Source organism: Arcobacter roscoffensis, from assembly GCF_024267655.1.
Lineage (GTDB): Bacteria > Campylobacterota > Campylobacteria > Campylobacterales > Arcobacteraceae > Arcobacter_B > Arcobacter_B roscoffensis.
Genome location: NZ_CP100595.1, coordinates 3,057,435 through 3,073,682 on the forward strand (window position 1 = coordinate 3,057,435; position 16,248 = coordinate 3,073,682).

At 29.0% G+C, this 16,248-nt stretch carries 13 protein-coding genes; 11 read left to right on the plus strand and 2 right to left on the minus strand.

All coding sequences use genetic code 11. The features are described 5' to 3' along the window. Nucleotides 1–3 precede the first annotated feature (3 nt). From lpxA to mreC, 4 genes are read left to right on the plus strand one after another with little or no spacing between them, the layout of a single operon-like run. Entirely contained in the window at nucleotides 4–783 is a 780-nt protein-coding gene (gene lpxA / locus NJU99_RS14415) for an acyl-ACP--UDP-N-acetylglucosamine O-acyltransferase (protein ID WP_254576607.1), read from the plus strand. An 18-nt stretch (nucleotides 784–801) separates the two neighbouring features. Next, nucleotides 802–2,031 carry an ATP-dependent Clp protease ATP-binding subunit ClpX gene (gene clpX, locus NJU99_RS14420; protein ID WP_254576608.1) on the plus strand — a complete coding sequence of 410 codons (1,230 nt, stop codon included), beginning with the start codon at nucleotides 802–804 and terminating at the stop codon, nucleotides 2,029–2,031. Nucleotides 2,032–2,051: 20 nt separating this feature from the next. Then, complete coding sequence (locus tag NJU99_RS14425) at nucleotides 2,052–3,083, plus strand: rod shape-determining protein (protein WP_283256432.1); 1,032 nt, start codon at nucleotides 2,052–2,054, stop codon at nucleotides 3,081–3,083. Beyond that, nucleotides 3,076–3,900: a rod shape-determining protein MreC gene (mreC, locus tag NJU99_RS14430; RefSeq protein ID WP_254576609.1), complete on the plus strand. Its 825-nt coding sequence runs from the start codon at nucleotides 3,076–3,078 to the stop codon at nucleotides 3,898–3,900. The genes NJU99_RS14425 and mreC overlap by 8 nt, the downstream gene beginning before the upstream one ends. On the opposite strand, the gene NJU99_RS14435 is transcribed toward mreC, so the two are convergent. Beyond that, nucleotides 3,890–4,510: a riboflavin synthase gene (locus NJU99_RS14435; protein ID WP_254576610.1), complete on the minus strand. Its 621-nt coding sequence runs from the start codon at nucleotides 4,508–4,510 to the stop codon at nucleotides 3,890–3,892. The two genes, mreC and NJU99_RS14435, sit on opposite strands and share 11 nt — an antisense overlap. Before the next feature lie 224 nt (nucleotides 4,511–4,734). Here NJU99_RS14435 and mnmG point away from each other — a divergent pair, with 224 nt between their 5' ends. Next, nucleotides 4,735–6,609 (plus strand): tRNA uridine-5-carboxymethylaminomethyl(34) synthesis enzyme MnmG, encoded by a 1,875-nt coding sequence (gene mnmG, locus NJU99_RS14440; RefSeq protein ID WP_254576611.1) that lies wholly within the window; start codon nucleotides 4,735–4,737, stop codon nucleotides 6,607–6,609. Between the two features lie 37 nt (nucleotides 6,610–6,646). Here the strand turns inward: mnmG and NJU99_RS14445 are convergent, their stop codons facing one another. Next, nucleotides 6,647–8,362 carry a DUF4153 domain-containing protein gene (locus NJU99_RS14445; protein WP_254576612.1) on the minus strand — a complete coding sequence of 572 codons (1,716 nt, stop codon included), beginning with the start codon at nucleotides 8,360–8,362 and terminating at the stop codon, nucleotides 6,647–6,649. 151 nt (nucleotides 8,363–8,513) lie between these two features. On the opposite strand from NJU99_RS14445, the gene NJU99_RS14450 reads away from it, so the two are divergent. The 6 genes from NJU99_RS14450 to ccoG all read left to right on the plus strand — a co-directional run bounded on the left by NJU99_RS14450 (nucleotide 8,514) and on the right by ccoG (nucleotide 16,240). Further along, nucleotides 8,514–9,884 carry a dihydrolipoyl dehydrogenase family protein gene (locus tag NJU99_RS14450; RefSeq protein WP_254576613.1) on the plus strand — a complete coding sequence of 457 codons (1,371 nt, stop codon included), beginning with the start codon at nucleotides 8,514–8,516 and terminating at the stop codon, nucleotides 9,882–9,884. Next, the gene (locus NJU99_RS14455) at nucleotides 9,871–12,144 is read left to right on the plus strand and encodes a fatty acid cis/trans isomerase (RefSeq protein WP_254576614.1); all 2,274 of its coding nucleotides are present in this window, start codon (nucleotides 9,871–9,873) and stop codon (nucleotides 12,142–12,144) included. The genes NJU99_RS14450 and NJU99_RS14455 overlap by 14 nt, the downstream gene beginning before the upstream one ends. Next, a complete protein-coding gene (locus tag NJU99_RS14460) occupies nucleotides 12,137–13,135 on the plus strand; it encodes an amidoligase family protein (RefSeq protein WP_254576615.1) in 999 nt (332 codons plus the stop codon). Before NJU99_RS14455 ends, NJU99_RS14460 begins: the two co-directional genes overlap by 8 nt. After that, a complete protein-coding gene (locus NJU99_RS14465; protein ID WP_254576616.1) occupies nucleotides 13,117–13,797 on the plus strand; it encodes a gamma-glutamyl-gamma-aminobutyrate hydrolase family protein in 681 nt (226 codons plus the stop codon). The genes NJU99_RS14460 and NJU99_RS14465 overlap by 19 nt, the downstream gene beginning before the upstream one ends. Before the next feature lie 119 nt (nucleotides 13,798–13,916). Continuing rightward, nucleotides 13,917–14,750 (plus strand): hypothetical protein, encoded by an 834-nt coding sequence (locus tag NJU99_RS14470; RefSeq protein ID WP_254576617.1) that lies wholly within the window; start codon nucleotides 13,917–13,919, stop codon nucleotides 14,748–14,750. A 107-nt stretch (nucleotides 14,751–14,857) separates the two neighbouring features. Further along, on the plus strand, nucleotides 14,858–16,240 hold the full coding sequence (ccoG, locus tag NJU99_RS14475) for a cytochrome c oxidase accessory protein CcoG (RefSeq protein WP_254576618.1): 1,383 nt from the start codon (nucleotides 14,858–14,860) through the stop codon (nucleotides 16,238–16,240). Nucleotides 16,241–16,248: the final 8 nt, after the last annotated feature.

Below are 16,248 nucleotides of genomic sequence, written 5' to 3' on the forward strand. Positions count from 1 at the left end.
ATGATGAATAATATTCACAAAACAGCAATAATTGAAGATGGCGCGCAATTAGGTGAAAATGTAACTATTGGTGCATATACAATTATTGGAAAAAATGTAAAAATCGGTGATGGAACAATCATTGATTCACATACAGTTGTAGAGGGTAAAACTACAATTGGGAAAAACAATCATATTTTTTCACATGCAGCAATTGGAACAATTCCACAAGATTTAAAGTTTGATGGTGAAGATGTAGAACTAATCATTGGTGATAACAATAAGATTAGAGAATTTACACTATTTAACCCAGGTACTAAAGGTGGTGGTTCAATCACTAAAATTGGTAGTAACAACTTATTTATGGGATACACTCACGTAGCTCATGATGTTATTATTGGTGATAACTGTGTATTTGCAAACTGTGCTACACTAGCAGGACATGTTGAAATAGATGACTTTGTTGTAGTTGGTGGCTTAACACCAATACACCAGTTTTGTAAAATAGGAACTCAAGTTATGATTGGTGGTGGGTCTGTAGTAACACAAGACATTCCTCCATTTTGTTTAGCTGAGGGTAACAAAGCTGTTTTAAGAGGTCTTAACTTAAATGGTTTAAGAAGAAGATTTGACAACAGAGAAGATATAAATGCTGTAAAAACAGCTTATAAAGCCTTATTTGAAGGTGGAAGACCTTTATCTGATGTAGCAAATGAATTATTAGAAAATGAAAATAAATATGTAAAAGAATTAGCATCTTTTTGTTTAAGTACAAAAAGAGGAATTCCATTTAACAGAAAATAAAAAAATAGGTTTGGTAGAATGAGTAAAGTAACATGCGATTTTTGTGGAGCAACAGATAGTCCTAACAATCCAGTAATAGCAGGTGATAATGCTTGTATTTGTAAGGCTTGTGTTGGTGCTGCTCACGAAATAATGAATGGTGGTGCCCCTGAAGATATGGAGCATTTGCCAGCAACGGTTCAAGAAGAAAAAGTTCAAGAAGAGATAAAACTTAGAACTCCAGCTGAGTTAAAAGCTATCTTAGATGACTATGTAATAGGTCAAGAAAGAGCAAAAAAAGTTTTATCAGTTGCAGTTTATAATCACTATAAAAGAATCTTTAGACATGACGAGATTGATGATGATACAGAGTTAAACAAATCAAATGTTCTTTTAATTGGACCTACAGGTTCAGGTAAAACACTATTAGCTCAAACTATTTCTAAATATTTAGATGTGCCTTTAGCAATTGCTGATGCTACATCTTTAACAGAAGCTGGTTATGTTGGTGATGATGTTGAAAATGTGGTTACTAGACTGGTACAAGCTGCTGATGGTGATATTGAAAAAGCTCAAAGAGGAATTATCTTTATTGATGAAGTTGATAAAGTAGCTAGAATGAGTGAAAACAGATCAATCACTAGAGATGTTTCAGGTGAAGGTGTTCAGCAAGCATTACTTAAAATAGTAGAAGGTTCAGTTGTAAATGTTCCACCAAAAGGTGGAAGAAAACACCCTGGACAAGATGCACTTCAAATTGATACTACAAATATTTTATTTGTTTGTGGTGGAGCTTTTGATGGTTTAGAAGATATTATCAAGAAAAAGCAAGGTGCGAATGTACTTGGTTTTAATCAAGATAAAAAATCTAAAAAAGAAGAAGAGAAAATCATCTCACAAGTGGAAACTGATGATTTAGTAAAATATGGTTTAATTCCTGAATTAATTGGTAGATTACATATGGTAGCCACTTTAAATGAAATCACAGAAGATGATATGGTACATATTTTAACTGAACCCAAAAATGCCCTTATCAAACAATACATCAAACTATTTGAAATGGATGATGTAACTTTAGAATTTGATAAAGAAGCCCTAAAAGAGCTTGCAAAACTTGCAATTGAGAGAAAAACAGGAGCAAGAGGTCTTAGATCAATTTTAGAAGATATTATGCTTGATATTATGTATGATCTTCCAAAATATAAAAATAAAACTATTACTATTACTAAAGATGTAGTAAAAAAAGAAAAAGAACCAAAAATCGCATAATAGAAGAGAGGGAAAATAAAGTGTTTTTAGATAAATTAATTGGTCTATTTTCAAGTGATATGGCAATTGACCTTGGAACTGCTAATACTATTGTTTCTGTAAGAGGAAAAGGTATTATCATAAATGAACCATCTGTTGTTGCTGTACAAAATGACAAATATGGTAGAGATAAAATTTTAGCAGTTGGTCAAGAAGCTAAACAAATGATTGGTAAAACACCACTTAATATTCAAGCAGTTAGACCTATGCAAGATGGTGTTATCGCTGATTTTGAAATGACTGAAAGAATGATAAGATACTTTATTGAAAAAGCCCACTCTAGAAAATCTTTTATTAGACCTAGAATTATTATATGTATTCCATATGGTATTACACAAGTTGAAAGAAAAGCTGTTGAAGAATCAGCAATGAGCGCAGGAGCTAGAGAAGTATTCTTAGTAGAAGAGCCTATGGCAGCTGCTATTGGTGCTGGTATTCCTGTATCAGATCCTTCTGGTTATGTAGTTGTTGATATTGGTGGTGGTACTACTGAGATTGGGGTAACTTCTCTTGGTGGACTTGTGCTTTCAAAATCAATCAAAGTTGCAGGTGATAAGTTTGATAAATCAATTATTGATTATGTTAGACAAAACTACAACTTATATATTGGTGAGAGAACTGCTGAGAATATCAAGATTGAAATCGGTACTGCTATTAAACTTGATACCGAACTAAAAATCAAAGTAAAAGGTAGAGATAACTCTGGTTTACTTTCAACTATTGAGCTTGGAAGTGAAGGTGTTAGAACTGCTATAAAAGAGCCATTAAAAGAGATAGTTTCTGCTGTAAGAAGTGTCTTAGAAGATATGCCGCCTGATTTAGCAGGTGATGTTGTAGATAATGGTGTAATTCTTACAGGTGGTGGTGCTTTAATCAGAGGAATTGATGAGTATATCGCTGATATTGTAAAGCTTCCTGTTAAAGTTGCAGAAGATCCACTTCTAGCCGTAGCTTATGGTACAAGCAATGTATTAGATGAGGATGCACTTTTAAAACTAATCACTAATGCGTAAATTCTTTTTTGTTGTACTTTTTTTAGTAGTTGGTTTATCTTACCTTTTTGAGGTAGATAAACTAGTTGCTAGAAACTTCACTTTTTTAAATGATATAAAACTTTCATATATTAACTCTGTTATCGATATTTCAACTACTATTGAAAAGTATTTTGATCAAATCACAACTATAGAAGAGTTAGAAAAAGAAAATGAAGAGCTTAAAAACTACAAAGCCTTATACCTTACTACTCAAAAAAAACTTGATGGTATAGATAGATTTCTTACTACAAATGAACAACATCAAACAAGAATAGATATAAAACAAACAAAGGTTTTATCATATATAAACTTCAATGACTTTACAAAAGTATGGCTTGATTATGAAAAAAAAGATGACACTATCTTAGGACTTATTAGCCAAGACTATGCAGCAGGTATTGTAGTAAAAGAGCAAGGAAGGGCAGTAGCCCTTCTAAATGGAAATGAAAAGTGTTCTTACGCTGTATTTATAGGAAAGACTAAAACTCCTGGTATTCTAACAGCAAAAAAAGATGGAAGTATCTTAATAAAATTTATTCCTATGTGGTCTGAACTAAATGTAGGTGATGAAATAGTAACATCAGGAATGGATAATATCTTCGTAGAAGGTCTAAAAGTAGGAAAAGTAAAAGATATACAAATACTTCCACAAATGAAAACAGCAACAGTAGAAATGTACGCAAATGTACTAAAGAAAAAATACTTCTATGTATATAAACAAGCTGCTAAAACTTCAGATGAAAAAGAAAAATTAAATAAAGAAGAAAAAGAAGAGGAAGAGACTACTAGTAAGTAGCCATAATCCTATCTACATCACCCCAAGAAAGTTCGTCTTTCTTATCTTTACTTCCTTTAAACATATTATAAACATATCTAGCAAACATATCTGTTTCTAGATTTACTTTTGTTCCAACTTTATACCTTTTAAATAAAGTGTTCTCAACAGTATGGGGAATGATTGTAAGTCTAAATGAATCTTTCATCACATCATTTACAGTCAAAGAAACTCCATCTATTGTCACACTTCCTTTCGGGATGATATATTTTGAGTATTCACTTGGAAGTGATACATAAAAGTCAGTTGAGTTTCCATTTTTTTTGATAGAACTAATAGTTCCTAAACAATCCACATGACCTTGTACAATATGACCTTCAAACCTATCGCCCATCATCATAGCAGGTTCTATATGAACCTCATCTTTATAGTTTTGCATTGCTAAAATTTGTTGAGATTCAGGTGATAATTCAACTGTAAAAGTATCACTTGTATGTCTTACAACTGTTAAACATGCACCATTTACAGCTATAGAATCCCCTATTTTTGGGCTATACTCTGCTTTTAATGTTAAGAAGTTATTTTTAAAGCTCACCACATGAGCCATTTCTCTTATAAGTCCAGTAAACACTGTATTCCTTCATATTTTATATACGATATAGTATCTAATAACATTTAATTTCTAAATTAAGCATTAAATCTTAAAAAAATTAAAATATATTTGGAATAATCATATTTTTTTGGTATTATACGAAAAAAATATTCTGAAGCTTATTTTCAATAAAATCACTATTCAAAAATGCTTCATTTAACTTAAAATATATTAATAATTACTATTCAATTTTTGGAGAACTTATGAAATACGATATTATCGTTGTGGGTGGAGGACATGCTGGTATTGAAGCAGCCTTAGCATCTGCAAGAATGGGTAAAAAAACCCTACTTATTACAATGTTAGTAGAGCAAATCGGTGCTGCTTCTTGTAATCCTGCTATTGGTGGACTTGCAAAAGGTCACCTAGTTAGAGAACTAGATGCCTTAGGTGGAGAGATGGGTCTATGTACTGATGCCACAGGTATTCAGTTTAGAATCCTAAATGCTTCAAAAGGTGCAGCAGTTCAAGGAAGCCGAGCTCAAATTGATATGGATAAATACAGAGAGTATATGAGAAAAGTTTGTCATAATACTGACAACCTTGAAGTATACCAAGATGAAGTAAGTGAACTTCTAATCAATGAAAATAAAGAAGTTTACGGTGTAAAAACTAGACTTCAAGAAGAATTCGAAGCTTCAAAAGTTATCCTTACAACTGGTACATTTATGAAAGGACTTATTCACATTGGTGAGAATAAGTACGATGCAGGTAGAGCATGGGAGTTACCATCTTCAACTTTATCTATTCAACTAAAAGAACTTGGATTAAATGTAGGAAGACTAAAAACAGGAACACCTGCAAGAATTGATGGAAAATCAATCAATTATGAAAACATGGAAATGCACGGAGGAGATGTAAACCCAGCACCATTCTCTTTTAGAACAAACAAAGAAGAGTTTAGCCCTACTCAATACCCATGTTATATCACATATACAAACCTTGGTACTCATGATACTATTAGATCAAACTTTGATAGAACTCCACTATTTACAGGTCAAATAGAAGGAACAGGACCTAGATACTGTCCTAGTATTGAAGATAAAGTAAATAGATTTGCTGAAAGAGATAGACACCAACTATTCTTAGAGCCACAAACATCTATGTGTACAGAATACTACATAAATGGTCTATCAACTTCACTTCCTATTGATGTACAAAAAGAGATGATTCACTCAATCGTTGGACTTGAAAATGCAAAAATCATTAGATATGGATATGCTATTGAGTATGATTATGTAGACCCAACAGAGTTAAAGCATACACTAGAAACTAAAAAAATTAAAAACCTATATAATGCAGGTCAAATAAATGCAACTACAGGTTACGAAGAAGCAGCAGCACAAGGTCTAATGGCTGGTATCAATGCTTGTTTAGCAATAGATGGAAAAGAGCCATTTGTACTAAGACGTGATGAAGCATATATAGGGGTTTTAATTGATGACTTAGTTACAAAAGGAACAAATGAACCTTATAGAATGTTCACAAGTAGAGCTGAGTATAGACTTCTTTTAAGAGAAGAAGGAGCTGATTTAAGACTTAGCCCTTATGGTCATGAACTAGGACTTATCAATGATGAAACAATTGAAAAAGTAAACTTCAAACAAAAAGTTATTGATGAATCAATAGAGTTTATGAAAAATGAATGGTTCACATCTAAAAAAGAAAACCTTGAACTACTTGAAAGATTAGGACAAGACAAAATCAAAGATAGAGTACTTTTAATTGATATTGTTGGAAGAAGTACAGTAAAGATTGAACACCTTAATGAGTTCTTACCTCAATTTGCTGATTTATCAGATTATTTAAAAGAGCAAATCTTAGTAGAAGCAAAATACTATAGATATGTTGAAAAACAAAAAAAACAAATAGATAAAATGAAAAGAATGCTTAAGATGACAATCCCAGAAGACTTTGACTTTAGTCAGATTTCAGGCTTATCAAATGAAGCAGTGGAAAAACTTCAAAAGTTCAGACCACCTACTCTTTTCAATGCAAGTGAAATTTCAGGAATTACACCTGCTGCTATTGATGTTATTCATATGTATATGAATTTAAAAAACAATCAAGAACAATAAACCCCAAAACCAAGTTTAGGCATACCCTAAACTTGGTTTACTTCTTTACAAATAAAACTGCCTCTATATAAGTAATCATATCTTTTTTATTTTTTTTAATAGTAGAAAAATATTTTATAAGAAGCTTTATTTCACTACTTTTTTTATTTTGTACAATTAAAAGCTCTTTATAGTTGTCTTTATTGAACTCTTGTATCTTTTTTTCTTTTAGATTTTCCAACAATAAAGCTAAATCCACTTCAAATAAATTTTCTTCTAAATCTATAAAGATTTTATTATCTTTTAACTCTATATCAAAACTTTTTTGCTCATAAAATATACTTTTTTTATCCTTAGCAAGATTTAGATTTACTACAAAATCATAACCTTTCGTAGGCAAAGCTATATCATGTAGATTAAATATAGGAAGATAAAAATCTTCACTATTTTTAGAAGATTCACTTGCATACTTAACATTTAAATATCTTAACACCTCATCTTGATTTTTAAAGTTTGTATCAAAGTAATTATTGAAAAAATCTTTTTTTGCTTGTGTATTTGTAAAATAGCTAACAATAGAAGAAACTTGAACTCTTGTATCAAAAGATAAATCTTTTTTATTAGCAAGTAGTTGATTATCTTTTAGCATTTCATTTTCTAATAAAATGTTTTCAAATCTTGATATTTGAGATTTTGTAGATACATTTGTTGCATTAAAAGGAGACAATGAAGCAAATAGCAAAAGAGTAAACAAACTTGCGAAACTTGTCTTTATACAAAATTGTCTTTTAAAAATTGTAAATACAAAAATAGATATAAACCACAAAAATAGAACAATCAAAGCATATCGAGGCTCAGTTATACCATACTGCTCAATTCTTGTGTAAATAGCCAAGCCTAAAAAAGCTACAGGTAAAATCAGAGTTATCAAAAAGTTTTTATCTAATACTGTAAGTAAAAGATTTTTTTGCATAACGACACTTAAAAATATTTTTAAGAATATTGCTAAACATAGATAAATACTTATTATCCAAGACATCTCACCCTTTGGTAATTCATATAAAAAAACAATTTTTATAAAATATGCATATAAAATCAGTGTATAAATAAATACTAAAGGTGTAAGAATATTTTTTATCAAAATTAAAAGAGCTTTTTTTATTTCAATACTCTCTTTATATATTTCATACTCTTTTGGAATATGAGACAAAATTAAAGTTGGGAAAATTACTGTACTAATGAACAAATAAATATCTTCAAGATTATCTTTAAAAAAACTAAATGAAAATAAAAAATCCAAACTAGCAACAATAGCTAAAATACCCAAAGCTAAAATTGCTGAGCTTAAAAATGCAAAACTTATACTATATAAACCATGTAAATTAAAATCAAAGATTGCATTATTGTTTGAGTTCTTTGACAAAAATGCAGAAAACATTAAAGATATTATAGATGCAATAAAAAGAAAAACAAAAGAGTCTAAAGAACTGTATATAATATGATATAAAACTATTATTGAAAATATTGTAAAAAAAATTGCATAATTTTTACTCTTTTTTCTTTTTTCAGTAAAAAGATACAGTGAAGTAAAAAAAGGAATTGAAACAACAAAATAAAAAAGCACCCTTTCTTGTATATCCTCTTCAAAGACATAAATGGAATGATTTTCAAAAACTGCAAATATGAATGTCGAAACAATAAAGAAAAAGACAATAGGGAATCTTAAAAAAACATCTTTGGAGATAGGATTTAATAAAATATTTAAATTATTCATAAGAGCACCTTTTTATTTTTATTAGTTTATAGAAAAACTATGTAAAACTAATGTGTATCAGGTAAAAATAAATTTTTTTTTGATTTTTATATAAGTAAACTTTGAGAAAACTCCCCTATAATAAAGCCATTAAATAAAAAGAGAGTACTAAATGAAAACTTATGACCTAATCATCATTGGAGGAGGAAGAGCCTCAAATCTTGCAAAGAAAGCTGGAAATCTAGGCAAAAAAGTTGCCTTGATAGAAAAATCAAGTCTAGGTGGAACTTGTGCAAATAGAGGTTGTGTCCCATCAAAACTTCTTATTGCTTATGCAGATGTAATTAGAAGTATAGAAAGCTCTCAAAAGCACTTTATATCAAGTGAAATTAAAGAAATTGATATAAAAAAGATTTTTGAGAATAATAACTCTTTTATAGATAGTGTTGATGATAGCTATAAATCAAAATTAAATGAAAATGTAGATTTATATAGGGGAATAGGTTCTTTTATCTCTGATAAAGTTATCAAAGTAAATGATGAAAAACTAACAGCTTCAAAAATCATCATTGCAACTGGAACAAAACCTCTTAAACCACCTTTTGAAAATGCTTGGACTAGTGATGATATTTTTCCTTTAGATAATATTCCTAAGTCTATTACTATTGTAGGTTCTGGTTTTATTGCATGTGAACTTGCAAATGTATTTAATGCTTTGAAAATAAATACTACGCTTATTGTAAGAAGTGAAACTCTTTTATCAAGTGAAGATAAACAGATTCAAGAAGTATTTAAAGAAGAGTTTAGCAAATATGTAAATATAGAGTTTAATACTACTATAAAAGATGCTAAGTATCAAGAAAGTGGTTTTACTATTGAACTTGAAAACAAAGACAAAAGCACAAAACAACATAAAAGCCAAGCCTTACTTTATGCAATAGGAAGAGAATCAAATGCAAAAGATTTAAAACTTGAAAACACTTCTATCCAAGTAGATGAAAGAGGTTTCATAAAAAGAGATGAATACTTTCAAACAAATGCAAAAGATGTATATGTAGTAGGCGATGCAACAGGGAAATACATGCTACAACATGCAGCAGCATACGAGATGAATCATCTTTTCAAAGTTTTATATGAAGATGAAAAGCAAGCCTTAAAATTTAAATACATGCCCCATGCAGTTTTTACTCACCCAGAAATAGCAAGTGTAGGTTTAACGCAAAAACAAGCCCAAGAACAAAATCTTGATTTTATAGCTTCGAAGAGTATTTGGAAAGCAAGTGCTAAAGCTCAAGGTATGAAAATAGATTATGCTTTTACAAAATTTATTGTAGATAAAAACACTTATGAAATTTTAGGATGTCATATGATAGGACCACAAAGTTCAACTATGATACATCAAGTTTTAACACTTATGCATATAGACAATGACATAAGACACTTAAAAAATATGCTTTACATTCATCCTGCACTAAGTGAAGAGTTACTTCCAGCAGCTATTAATGCCATAAAAAAAATAGAAGAGTCAAATGAAAAAAACTAAATTCTTGATACTTTTTATAAGTATATTTTTACAAACTATATTACTAGCAAAAAGTAATGATGAACTATCTTTTATGAAAGATATTAAACCTATACTTGATAATAGATGTGTAGTTTGCCACTCTTGCTACAACTCCCCTTGTCAATTAAAACTTAGTAGTTTTGAAGGAATTTTAAGAGGTGCTACAGGGGAAAAGATATATGACAATAGAATAGAACCAGCTAAGCCCTCTAGGCTTTTTATTGATGCCTCAACACAAGAAGAATGGCAAGATTTAGGTTTTCACTCTGTTTTAAAAAAGCAAAATCAAGAAAGTATCATGTCAAGAGTTTTAAAACAAAAACAAAAAAGACCTGAAAATATTGGAAGCTATGCTCCTGAAACAGATGAACTTCAATGTAGCAAAGACTTAGATGAACTAAATAAATATTTAAAAGAAAAACCAAATCATGGTATGCCCTATGGTTTTCCTGCACTAGAAAAAAAAGAACATGAACTACTTATTTCCTGGCTAAATGGTAAAATCAAAAAAGATAAAAACAAAAAAAGTAAAGAGTCAGTCTTAATAAAAGAGTTTGAAGAGTTTTTCAATAATCCTGATTTAAAACATCAAGTAAGTGCAAGATATATTTATGAACATCTTTTTTTAGCTCATATAAAATTTCCAAAAGATGATAGTTTTTACTCATTAGTTAGAACTTATAATAAAGATGGCTCAAGTCCAGTAAAAACAAGAACCCCTTATGGTAAACCTAAACAAAAGTTTTACTATAAATTTAAAAAAATTGAATCTACAATTGTTCACAAAACTCATATGGTCTATAAACTAGATAAACAAAAACTTCAAAGGTATAAAGAACTTTTCATAAACACATATTGGGATGAAAAACCATATATGCCAAGTTATAAACCTGCGATTGCTTCAAATCCACTTATTGCTTTTAAACAAATTCCAAAAAAAACTAGATATGAATTTATGCTTGATAATGTTCACTATTTTATTATGACTTTTATTAGAGGTCCAGTTTGTAAAGGACAAGTTGCACTAAATGTAATAAATGATCATTTTTGGGTAGCTTTTAAAAACCCAAATTATGACTACACCATAAAAGATAAAAATTTCTTAGATGAAAATCAAGAAAACCTATCTTTGCCAAATGAATATGGTGGTAATAGTGATATATTAGATGTATTTAGTATTTATAAGTACAATAATGTAACAATAGATTACTATAAAAACAAAAATAAGTTATATAAAAAATATGCTAATCATTTAGACTTTAATACCATTTGGAAAGGCAATAATTATGGTAAAAATAATAACGATGCCATTCTTACTATTTACAGACACTTTGATTCTTCTTCTGTTCACAAAGGAGCCTTAGGAGATATTCCTAAAACCATGTGGATGATTGACTATCCATTATTAGAAAGACTATATTACTCACTAGTTGCTGGTTTTGATGTATATGGAAATACTCAACACAAAGTTCTTGTTAGAAAATATATGGATAGATTAAGAATTGAAGGCGAAAGCAACTTTTTAGAGTATTTACCAAAAGAAAAAAGAAAAGAGATTTTTAATAGTTGGTATAAAGGAGCTTTAGCAAAACATCTAGTTACATATACACCATCAAATTCTGATGCTACATTAAACTATGATTATAAAGAGTTTATTACAAGGCTTCTAAGTTATACAAAAACAAAAAAAGATGAAATCAATTTTATTGATAAAAAAATAGATAACTATGAAGATATTAAAGAGTTTAAAACAAAAGAGCAGATACAAGAAGCACTTAAAGCATTAAGCTTCAATAATCAAATAAAAAGATTTAAAAAGTTTTCAAGTAACAACTTCAATCTTGCATATATAAGATTTAAGATGAAAGAAAAAGACTTAGTATATACAGCAGTAATAAATAGATGGCATGATAGCGTAGCATTTTTATTTAATGAAGAATCAAGACTTGATGTAAAAAAAGACAAGATCAACTTTATTGAGGGCTTTATAGGTTCATATCCAAACTACTTTGTTGTGGTTGAAGAAGATGATATAAAAGAGTTTTTTGATTTACTTAAAGGAAAGGTTGATGAATCAAAATTATCAAAGTTTTTTATAAATAGGAACCATAAAGATTTTTGGCAAATATATGATTGGTTTCAAAATGAGTTTTATAAAACAAATGGAATTAAAGCAGGTTTATTTGACCTAAATAGATACTATAAAAAAGCTTTAGAAGAAGGAGAAACAAATGAGTAATTTTCTAAATCCTAAAATCACAAATAACTATGAAAATAAAATAAGACATGTGGGTTTTGAAATAGAGTTTTCAAATATTGACTTAGATGAAATCTTAAATATCTTAAAAAACGATTTTCAATTTAAAGAGAAAAAGATAAATAACTTCTTTTATAAACTAGAATCAAAGTATGGAGATTTTATTTTAGAGCTTGATTTTGAGCTTCTAACTAAACAGAAAATAAAAAAAGGTGCAAAAAAACTTTCTCAAACAATTGGTATTGATATAAAAACAAATGATATTGAAGCTATTGAAAAAACAATTGGTGATTTATCAAAAGATATAGTTCCATATGAAATAAGCACACCACCCTTACCTTTGGATAAAATTTCACTTGTTGATGAACTTACTAATAAACTCGCAATAAATGAAGCAAAAGGTACAAAACATAAATTGTATTATGCCTTTGGTTTACATATAAATATTGAAGTAGTATCACTTGAAGTACAGAGTTTATTAAACTATACAAAAGCCTATTTAATTCTTCAAGACTTTATAAATAAAGATGCAAAAATTGATATTGCAAGAAAAATAAGCCCTTTTATTGACAATTTTAAAACTGATTATATAAAACATATTTTAGACGATTCTTATAAACCAACAATACAAGAGTTTATAGATGATTACTTAAAATTCAATCCTACTAGAAATAGATCTTTAGATTTACTTCCTATTCTAACTTTTATTGATGAAAAAAAAGTAAGAAATAAATTGCCAAATGAAAAAATAAAACCAAGACCAGCTTTTCACTATAGATTATCAAACTCTATGGTAGGCTCTTCTAATTGGCAAATTAGTGAAGAGTGGAATAGATGGATTTTAGTAGAAAACCTAGCAAATGACATAGAAAACTTAGAGTTGTTATCAAAAGAATATCTTACACACCTTGATAATCTAATAAATCTTACAAGTTGGGAAGAAAGAGTTGAAAAATGGATACAAAACCACTAATAGGAATATGTTTACCTGATAATGGCAACTATTTTGCCTACATATTTATAAAATTAAATCTAAAAATACAAGGGGCTTCTTGTGTTAGATTAAAACCATCAAAAGATAATATCAATTTCAAAAAACTAGATGGTCTAATCCTTAGTGGAGGAAATGATATAGACCCCACTTTATATGGTGCTCACAAAGATGCCCACAATACTGAACTTGATAAAAAAAGAGATGCCTTTGAATTAGAAATGATAGATAAAGCATATAAAGAGGAGTTACCAATTCTTGGTATATGTAGAGGGGCTCAACTTATAAATATCTATTTTGAGGGGAATTTATATGCAAAAATACTTGATTTGGATGAATATATAATTCATCAAAACTCAATATTTCCAATAAAAGAAGCAAAAGTAAAAACAAACAGCTCTTTACATAAAACAGTAAAGGAAGATAAAATCATAATCAATAGTATTCACAATCAAGCTATAAATAAAGTTGGTAAAGATTTAGATGTATCTTCTACCCATAAGTCTATAATTGAATCTATTGAAAAAAAAGATTACCCTTTTTTATTAGCTTTACAGTGGCACCCTGAATACTTGATATATTTAAAAGAGCATAGAAAGATTTTTGAGAAGTTTGTAAAAGCTGCTATTTCATATAAAGCTTAGTTTTTAAAAAACTTATAAAACTAATATTTTACTTTAAACTTAGTTTAACCAAAAGCTATGTAGCTTTTTAGTATACTAAAGTCTTAAATACATACAAACTATTATAAGAGGTAATTAATATGCAAGTTTATTTTTATGCAAAAAGTGGTCATGCTATTGGTCTAGAAGGTGCAAAAAGATGTGCAGCAATAGCAAATGAATTAAAAGAGTTTGATCCTATTTTATGTACTAGTGATTTTAGAGCAGGAGCTTTTGCGAAAGACTTATTAGGTATTAGAAGATATGTGAATATTGATGTTGTAAGAAATCTTCACAATATCATGCAAAAAAGAGACATTTTACTTTACAATACAGATGAAACAAATGAGTTAATGCAAGAAGGAATGAGCGAGTTTTGTTCACTAGTTTATAACCTAGAAGAATTAGGTGAGATTATTGTAGATAAAGAACTTTATACAAAAATCGAAAACCCAAGTATTAAAAAAGCTATTTTCTTTGGTGATGATGATTATAATGAGCTATTTTTACAAGGAGTAAAAGAGTCATCAAAGCATGATATTACACTTCTTATGGGACACTATTTCTTTTTAGGAAATGAAAAAATATTTACACAACACTTTAATGAAGTAATTGATGAAGAAGAGTACGTAGAAACTATTCAAAATAGTAAATATCTATTAACAGCTTCACTTCAAACAGCATTAGAGTCTATTTCATGTGGGAATAGCCCTGTTTTATTTAAAAGAGAAGATAAATCATACAATGAAGAGTTAATAAAAAAGCTAAATATCCCTGTAATTGAAAGTAAATCAATTGATGATACGATAGCTGAATTTGAAAATATTATAAAATCTTATCCAAGTATAGAAAACTTTGAAATTTACGATGTTTCAGAAGTAAAAAATGAAATTTCTAAAAAAATAGAAGACTATAAAAAGCTTACTCAAGGCTGATTATGAATACTCTTTCACTATATAAGTTTTACTTATAGTTGTTTATGGTTATTATAAGGAAGCTTTATATATAATTAAGCTTATAATCACAAACGAAAGGTTTTACAGTGAAAGAGAAAAATGAATTTTTAAGTAAGACTCCATATAGAATTAAAAGGTATTACGGATATATAGTTGCAACTATTATATCTCTATCCTTACCTTTTATTACTATTGGTGGTAACCACATTTTCTTATTATCTTTTGATAAAAAACAATTACATCTATTAGGTACAGCATTTGATATGCAAGAGTTATATCTTATGCCATTTTTATTAATGCTTCTATTCTTAGGAATTTTTGCAGTTACTTCACTAGGTGGTAGAGCATGGTGTGGTTGGGCCTGTCCTCAAACAATCTTTAGGGTTGTATATAGAGATTTAATAGAAGGTAAACTTTTAGGTCTTAGAAGAATCAAAAACAAACAAAAAGACCCAGACTACTCAAAACCAAAAAATGCTTCTAAAAGATTGATTGCTATTATCATCTGGTCATGTTTAGCCCTTCTTGCAGCATCTAACTTTATGTGGTATTTCGTACCTCCTGAAGACTTCTTTGCTTATATTCAAAACCCTACAGAACATATGTTCTTAATAGGATTTGTTTTAGCAATTGCAGCATTTTTAGTTTATGATGCAGTATTTTTAAAAGAAGATTTCTGTGTGTATATTTGTCCTTACTCAAGAGTTCAATCGGTACTTTATGATGACAATACTTACCAAGCTATTTATTCAACAAATAGAGGTGGGGAGATTTATAATGAGAGTAAAGAAAAGATAATTTTTAAAGCAAAAGATTTACCAAGCCAAACTGATGAGTGTACTACTTGTGAATCATGTGTAACAGTTTGTCCTACACATATTGATATTAGAAAAGGTTTACAACTTGAATGTATAAACTGTTTAGAATGTGTAGATGCTTGTACTACAGTTATGGGAAAACTTGGAAAACCTTCACTTGTTCAGTGGTCAAGTACAAATGAAATCAAAAATGATAAACCAACAAAGATGTTAAGAAAGCAAACTATTATGTATGCTGCTGCTCTTACTATTGTTTTAGGTTTACTTTTTGCAATGGGTGGAACAAAAGAGTATATGCTTTTAAATGTTAATAAAACAACTCAGCTATATAAAATCAAAGAAAACAATGTAGTTGCAAATAACTTTGTATTCTTATTCCAAAATACTGAATCAAAACCTTTAACTTATCACTTAGAAATAGTTGATAATAAAGATATTGAAATCAAAAGATTTAAACCATTTACACTACAACCTGGAAAACTTAGAAAAAAAGTTGTAATTTTACAAACTGAAAAAGTTTTAGTAAAAGATAACACAAAAGACACACCAATAGCTATAACAATTAGAGCTTATGCTAAAGAAGACCCTGAAAGAGTTAGTGTTCTAAGAAAAGCTGTATTCATTTATCCAAGAGCAGATAAACTTAAATAATTTATTAA

Excerpts from the sequence above, each read along its gene's own strand:
- lpxA (WP_254576607.1), top strand. The coding sequence starts at position 4 with ATGAATAATATTCACAAAACAGCAATAATTGAAGATGGCGCGCAATTA.
- clpX (WP_254576608.1), top strand. The coding sequence starts at position 802 with ATGAGTAAAGTAACATGCGATTTTTGTGGAGCAACAGATAGTCCTAAC.
- mreC (WP_254576609.1), top strand. The coding sequence starts at position 3,076 with ATGCGTAAATTCTTTTTTGTTGTACTTTTTTTAGTAGTTGGTTTATCT.
- mnmG (WP_254576611.1), top strand. The coding sequence starts at position 4,735 with ATGAAATACGATATTATCGTTGTGGGTGGAGGACATGCTGGTATTGAA.
- NJU99_RS14445 (WP_254576612.1), bottom strand. The coding sequence starts at position 8,362 with ATGAATAATTTAAATATTTTATTAAATCCTATCTCCAAAGATGTTTTT.
- NJU99_RS14450 (WP_254576613.1), top strand. The coding sequence starts at position 8,514 with ATGAAAACTTATGACCTAATCATCATTGGAGGAGGAAGAGCCTCAAAT.
- NJU99_RS14455 (WP_254576614.1), top strand. The coding sequence starts at position 9,871 with ATGAAAAAAACTAAATTCTTGATACTTTTTATAAGTATATTTTTACAA.
- NJU99_RS14460 (WP_254576615.1), top strand. The coding sequence starts at position 12,137 with ATGAGTAATTTTCTAAATCCTAAAATCACAAATAACTATGAAAATAAA.
- NJU99_RS14465 (WP_254576616.1), top strand. The coding sequence starts at position 13,117 with ATGGATACAAAACCACTAATAGGAATATGTTTACCTGATAATGGCAAC.
- NJU99_RS14470 (WP_254576617.1), top strand. The coding sequence starts at position 13,917 with ATGCAAGTTTATTTTTATGCAAAAAGTGGTCATGCTATTGGTCTAGAA.